This is a genomic window from Stenotrophomonas sp. HMWF003 (genome assembly GCF_003061285.1).
Classification (GTDB): domain Bacteria; phylum Pseudomonadota; class Gammaproteobacteria; order Xanthomonadales; family Xanthomonadaceae; genus Stenotrophomonas; species Stenotrophomonas maltophilia_AP.
On record NZ_QAIW01000271.1, the window covers coordinates 1 to 1,888 of the forward strand.

At 69.2% G+C, this 1,888-nt stretch carries 2 protein-coding genes; one reads left to right on the plus strand and one right to left on the minus strand.

Annotated elements, in window-relative coordinates; genetic code table 11:
* Nucleotides 1-1,456, plus strand: a 1,456-nt coding sequence (locus DBR34_RS11200) for a phosphatidylglycerol lysyltransferase domain-containing protein (RefSeq protein WP_146186825.1), incomplete at its 5' end; no start/stop codon positions are given.
* Nucleotides 1,457-1,657: 201 nt separating this feature from the next.
* On the opposite strand, the gene DBR34_RS11205 is transcribed toward DBR34_RS11200, so the two are convergent.
* On the minus strand, nucleotides 1,658-1,888 hold a 231-nt coding region (locus DBR34_RS11205; protein WP_219928266.1), incomplete at its 5' end, for a virulence factor.

A 1,888-nucleotide genomic window follows, 5' to 3' on the forward strand; every position in this document is an offset into this window, starting at 1 on the left:
GCCGAGCAGGTGCGAGGTTTCCAGGATCGGCAGCCTGGCCGGCGTGGCGCTTTTGCTGATCGGCCAGGGCCTGCAGCGCCGCAGCCACGCCGCGTGGATGCTGGCGCTGGGCATCTGCGTGATCGCGCCGCTGCCGATCTGGCTGCGCGGCGGCCAGGTGCTGATCGCGTTATCGGCGCTGCTGGTGGCCATGGCGCTGTGGGCCTCGCGCCGCGAGTTCTACCGCCAGGGCGCGCTGCTGGACGAAGCCTGGTCATGGCCGTGGATCCGCAATCTGGGGCTGGTGCTGGTGGCGGTGATCTGGCTGCTGTTCTTCGTCTACAGCCACGTGGAGTACCAGAACGAGCTGTGGTGGCAGTTCGCCCTGCAGGGCAACGCGCCGCGCGCGCTGCGTGCGCTGCTGGTGGTGGCCATCGCCCTGACCATCTTCGGCCTGGCGCGGCTGCTGCACAGCACCCGCAGCCCGCTGCCGCCGGCCGACATGCCCACGCTGGACGCGCTGGCGCCGATCCTGCTGGCCGCCGAAGACACCCAGGCCTGCCTGGTGCTGACTGCCGACAAGGCGGTGCTGCGTGATGCCGACCAGCGGGGCTTTGTGATGATGCAGCGCTACGGCGGTTCGCTGATCGCCATGGGCGACCCGGTCGGCCCGCCGGACGTGGCGCGTGGGCTGATCTGGCGCTTCCGTGAGGAAGCCGACCGGCTCGGCCTGCGCCCGGTGTTCTATCAGGTTGGCGAGGCCTACTGGCAGACCTACCTCGACCTGGGGCTGACCCTGGTCAAACTGGGCGAAGAGGCGATGGTGCCGCTGCAGGATTTCGGCCTGGAAGGACGCGAACGCGCCGACCTGCGCCAGGCCTGGAACCGCGGCAAGCGCGGCGGCCTGAGTTTCCGCGTGGCCGCACCGGCAGAGGTGCCGGCACTGCTGCCTGCACTGGCGGCGATTTCGCAGCAGTGGCTGGACGACAAGGCCGGCGACGAGAAGGGCTTCTCGCTGGGCAGCTTCGATCCGGACTACCTGGTGCGTTTCCCGGTCGCGCTGGTGGAGGCCGACGGCCGCATCGTGGCGTTCGCCAACCTGTGGCAGGCACCAGCCGGGCATGAGTTGTCGGTGGACCTGATGCGGCACGTCGACGATGCGCCCAAGGGCACCATGGATTTCCTGTTCATCGAGCTGTTCCTGTGGGGTCGCGCGAACGGCTTCCACCGCTTCTCGCTGGGCATGGCGCCGCTGTCCGGGCTGGCCCAGCACCGGCTGGCCGGCCGCTGGAACCGCTTTGCCAACATCGTGGCCCGCCACGGGGAACGCTTCTACGGGTTCAGCGGACTGCGCCGCTTCAAGTCCAAATTCGCCCCGCAGTGGCGCGCCCGATACCTGGCCGCACCGGGCGGCGTGCACCTGCCCGCAGCCCTGCTCGATGCCACCCGACTGATCTCGCTGGACCCGCGCCGGTAGAGCCGACCGTTGGTCGGCTGTGGCAACGCCGCACCGGTAGAGCCGACCGTTGGTCGGCTGTTCGGATGCGCGGCGATACGGCAGCTGACCAACGGTCAGCTCTACCCACGGTCGGCTCTACCGCAGCTGACCAACGGTCAGCTCTACCTGCGGTCGGCTCTACCGCAGCTGACCAACGGTCAGCTCTACCCACGGTCGGCTCTACCGCGCGGGGAGATGCTCGAGCAGCGTCTGCGCCAGGCGATCGTAGTCGCCCTTGAAATGGTGGTCGCCCGGCAGCTTGATCACCTGCGCGTTGCCTGCCGGCAGCGACGGGCACAGTGCGTCGTCGTCATCTTCGCCATCCAGGCACAGCGTCTTGCCCGCCGGCAGCCTGGCGATCTCCGGCGCAATCGGAAGACCGCCTCCGCCACCGCCCAGCCAATTGCTGAC